Annotated in this window: 4 protein-coding genes and 1 pseudogene; 2 read left to right on the forward strand and 3 right to left on the reverse strand. The window is 71.6% G+C overall.

Annotated elements, in window-relative coordinates:
• From AB0M88_RS52865 to hemE, 3 genes and pseudogenes are all read right to left on the reverse strand, one after another.
• Positions 1-606, reverse strand: a pseudogene (locus AB0M88_RS52865) (glutamyl-tRNA reductase); the annotation flags it as partial.
• A gap of 74 nt (positions 607-680) precedes the next feature.
• Positions 681-1,619 carry an oxygen-dependent coproporphyrinogen oxidase gene (gene hemF / locus AB0M88_RS52870; protein ID WP_364116141.1) on the reverse strand — a complete coding sequence of 313 codons (939 nt, stop codon included), beginning with the start codon at positions 1,617-1,619 and terminating at the stop codon, positions 681-683.
• Complete coding sequence (gene hemE / locus AB0M88_RS52875; RefSeq protein ID WP_364116143.1) at positions 1,616-2,659, reverse strand: uroporphyrinogen decarboxylase; 1,044 nt, start codon at positions 2,657-2,659, stop codon at positions 1,616-1,618. The genes hemF and hemE overlap by 4 nt, the downstream gene beginning before the upstream one ends.
• Before the next feature lie 327 nt (positions 2,660-2,986).
• Between hemE and hemH the strand changes: the two genes are divergently transcribed.
• Positions 2,987-4,102 (forward strand): ferrochelatase, encoded by a 1,116-nt coding sequence (hemH, locus tag AB0M88_RS52880; protein ID WP_364116146.1) that lies wholly within the window; start codon positions 2,987-2,989, stop codon positions 4,100-4,102.
• A gap of 20 nt (positions 4,103-4,122) precedes the next feature.
• Positions 4,123-4,268: NAD(P)-binding protein (locus AB0M88_RS52885; protein ID WP_364116149.1), on the forward strand; the 146-nt coding region annotated here is incomplete at its 3' end.

The following is a 4,268-nucleotide window of genomic DNA, read 5'->3' on the forward strand; positions in this document are numbered from 1 at the left end:
CCGCGCGGACGCTGCGAGCGAGCCCATCCCGCCCGCGCCGACGACCAGCGCGGGCCGGCCGGTCAGGTCGCCCAGGTGCCGGCGTACCTGGTCCAGGCCGACGTCGACCAGCGAGCGCCCGGCCCGGCCGATGCCCTGGTCGGACTCGGCCCGTTTGCCGAGCCGCAGCGCCCGCTGAAAAAGCTCGTGCAGCCCGCGGCCGGCGGCACCGAACCGCTGCGCGTGGCGATAGGCCTCGCGCACCTGACCGCGGATCTGCGCGTCTCCGACCAGCATCGAGTCGAGCCCGCAGACGACCCGGAACAGGTGCCGCACGGCGGCCGGTCCTTCGTGGACATAGGTGCTCGCGCTCAGTTCCGGGAGGGCGACGCCGGTCTTCCCGGCCAGCAGCGCGAGGATCCGCTGGGCCGCCGGCCGCGGCGCGTCGGTCACCGCGTAGATCTCGACCCGGTTGCAGGTCGCCAGGATCACCGCCTCGCGCGCCACCCCCGGGTCGGCCACCCGGGCCAGCAGCTCGTCGCGGGTGTCCGGGTCGAGCGCGGCGCGTTCCAGGACGGCGAGCGGAGCACTGCGATGGCTCAGGCCGACCACCAGTACGTCCGGCACGGGTACCCCCAATACCCTCGCGGTTGCCTCGGCCGCCGGCTCGGCGGCCGTTGTCGTACGAAACGGGCGCCGCGCTAGGACGGTGCCGGCGCGACCACCCGGACGCCCTCGGACGCCCAGTCGCGCGGGGTCAGGAACCGCTCGCGCATCTCGGCCTCGGGGCTGCCCGGCTCGGGGCGCACGTCGAACGCCCACCCGGCCAGCGGCGGCAGCGACATCAGGATCGCCTCGATGTTGCCGCCGGTCTGCAGGCCGAACTTGGTGCCCCGGTCGTAGACCAGGTTGAACTCGACGTACCGGCCGCGCCGGTAGAGCTGCCACTGCCGCTCCCGTTCCCCGTACGGCCGGTCCATGCGCCGCCGCACGATCGGCAGATAGGCCGCGGCCAGCGTCTCGATGCCCCGCCGGGCGAAGGCCAGCCCCCGGTCCCAGCCGTCCGGGCCCGGGGGGTGCAGGCCGTCGAAGAAGATGCCGCCGACGCCCCGCGTCTCGTGCCGGTGCGGCAGATAGAAGTAGCGGTCGCACGCGGCCTTGGCTTCCGGATAGAACTCGGGATCGTGGGCGTCGCAGCAGTCGCGCAGCGTCCGGTGAAAGTGGACGGCGTCCTCCTCGTACCCGTAGGAGGGGGTGAGGTCGGCGCCGCCGCCGAACCACCAGGCTCCCTCACCCATCTCGAAATAGCGGAAGTTGGCGTGGAACGAGGGCACGTGCGGGTTTCGCGGGTGCACCACGGTCGAAAGCCCGGTTGCGAAGAAGCCGACCGAGGGATCCACGCCGTGCTCGGCCGCGAGCGCGGGCGGAGCCTCGGCGCCGTGCACGACCGACACGTTGACGCCGGCCCGCTCGAAGACCCGGCCGCCCTCGAGGATGCGCGCCTCGCCGCCGCCTCCGCCGTCACGGGCCCAGGTGTGCCGCACGAAGCCGCCCGGCCCGTCGCACTGCTCGAGGGCGCCGCTGAACGCGTCCTGCCCGGCCCGCATGACCTCGACCACCCGGTCGCGGCGGAAGCTCATCGCGTCGCCCCTTCGGCCGTGAGATCGAATGCCGCCGTACGGTCGAAGCCCTGAACGAACTCCACGAGGCGTTGCACGTTGCCGACCGGGGCGGACGGCCCGATGCCGTGCCCGAGGTTGAAGATGTGCGGTCCGCCGAGCCCCTGGCGCAGGACCTCGCCGGCCCGCTCCAGCAGCACCTCGGGCGGGGCACACAGCGCCGACGGGTCCAGGTTGCCCTGCAGCGCCTTGCCGGGCAGCATCCGCCGGGCGTGCGACAGGGGTGTCCGCCAGTCGACGCTGATCGCCTCGGCGGCCAGCGTGCCGATCTGCGGGTAGAGGTGATGGGCGCCGATCGCGAGATAGATGCGGGGCACGTCGCCCGGGCCGAGCGCCCGCAGGACCCGGTCGGCGTACGGCCGGCCGAACGTCTCGTACGACGCGGCGTCGTGCAGCCCGGCCCAGCTGTCGAACAGCTGCACCGCCTGGACACCGGCGCCGATCTGGGCCCGCAGGTAGGCGATGGTCACCTCGGTCAGCTTGCCGAGCAGTTCGTGCGCGGCGCCCGGCTGCTCGTACAGCCAGTTGCGGAAGAGGCTGTAGTCCTTGCTGCCCTGCCCCTCGACCAGGTAGGTCGCCAGCGTGAGCGGCGCACCGGCGAAGCCGATCAACGGCACCTCGGTCTGCTCCCGGACGGCCCGGACGCCCTTGACCACGTACGGCGCGATCTCGTCGGACCCCGGCGTGCGCAGCCGCGCGATCTGCTCGCGGGTGCGCACCGGCTCGGCGATGACCGGCCCGGGCGCGAAGTCGATCCGGACGCCGCATTCGGCCAGCGGGGTCATGATGTCGCTGAACAGGATCGCGGCGTCCATGCCGAAGCGCCGGATCGGCTGCAACGTGATCTCGGTAATCAGGTCGGGCGTGCGGCACATCTCCCAGAATCCGTACCGTTCCTTGATTTCCCGGTATTCCGGAAGGTAGCGGCCGGCCTGCCGCATGATCCAGATCGGCGCCCGGGCGGCGTCCTGTCCCCGGGCGGCATCGATAAATGCGCTCACGACTCCCCGTTTCGTTATGCGCTCTCGGATCGATGATCGCTTACTGCACGAAAACCTAGCAACGGAACCGCGACCGGCGGAAGGGCGCTCCCGGAATCCACGGCGACATCCGCACTTGTGCATGAAAGATGGCGTTATTCGACCTGCTTTATCCGGACAAATTTCACCGGTCGAGCGGCGAACACTATGTCAAGTCGGCCCGGCAAATGCCGTTGGTTGACGCTGCCGAGCGGTTGATATCGATCTTCCGGGCCACCTATATTGCCCACGGGAACGGACCTCAGCTTTCCCCGCACGGGGGCGAAGAAACGGGAAGCAGGGAGCACCGTGGTGCATTCATCTGGCGGCACCGGCATTGTCATGCTCAATCTCGGCGGGCCGCGCGGCCTCGACGACGTCGGGCCATTTCTGGAGCGCTTGTTCGAGGACCGGGAAATCATCCAGCTGCCGGCCCAGGGTGTGCTGGGCCCGTTCATCGCCCGCCGGCGCACGCCGAAGCTCCGCCGGACGTACGAGTCGATCGGCGGCGCCTCGCCGCTCTACCACTGGACCAGCGAACAGGGCCGGGGCATGGCCGAGCGGCTCGACCGGCTGAGCCCGGAGACCGCCCCCCACCGCAGCTACCTCGCGTTCCGCTACACCGATCCGCTGACCGGGGAAGCGCTGCGGCAGATGGCCGCGGACGGCGTCGAACGCGCCGTCGCCTTCTCGCAGTACCCCCAGTTCTCCTGCTCCACCACCGGGTCGAGCCTGCACGAACTGTGGCGCCAGGTCCGTCATCTCGGGCTGGAGTCGGCGTTCACCTGGAGCGTCATCGACCGCTGGGGCAGCCATCCGGCGTTCACCGGCACGGTCGCCCGCAAGGTCGCCGAGGGCCTCCAGCAGTTCGACGAGGCGGTACGCGACGACGTCGTCGTGCTGTTCAGCGCGCACTCCCTGCCGTTGCGGATCATCAACCGGGGCGACGCGTACCTGCAGGAGGTCGCGGCCAGCGTGCACGAGGTGATGCGCCACCTCGACTTCAGCCACGAGTACGCGCTGTCGTTCCAGGCCGACGTGGGACCGGTGGCGTGGCAGGGCCCCTCGACGGCGTCGGTGATCCGGGCGCTCGGCCGGCAGGGCCGCCGGCACGTGCTGATCGTGGGCATCGTCTTCACGACCGACCACCTCGACACCCTGCACGAGATCGACCACGAGTTCGCCGAGATCGCCGCGGAGGCCGGCGTCACCGGGTTCCGGCGCGCGCCCGCGCCCAACGACGACCCGCTCTTCCTCGACGGCCTCGCCGAGGTGGTGGCCGCCCACCTGCGGTCCGGGGAGCCGTGCTCGCGCCAGTTCGGGCTGCGGTGCGCGGGCTGCACCAGCACCTCGTGCCGCGAGATCGTGCGGCCGGTCACCAGCCACCGGCCGGCTCCCGTCACGACGCCGGCGGATCCCCGGTGAGCGAGCCCTACGACGTCACCGTGGTCGGCGCCGGCATCACGGGGCTGACCGCGGCGTACGAGATGGCGGCGCTGCGTCCCGGCCTGCGCCTGCTGATCCTGGAGGCGGGCGCTACTGCACGGCGACGGCCCACCTCGTGCAAGGCATGGCGCTGCTGTCCGCCCGC

The organism is Actinoplanes sp. NPDC051411, assembly GCF_040682075.1.
Taxonomy (GTDB): Bacteria; Actinomycetota; Actinomycetes; order Mycobacteriales; family Micromonosporaceae; genus Actinoplanes.

What these genes read in the sequence shown, in the direction of transcription:
- hemF (WP_364116141.1), bottom strand. Translation starts at nt 1,619, where the DNA reads ATGAGCTTCCGCCGCGACCGGGTGGTCGAGGTCATGCGGGCCGGGCAG.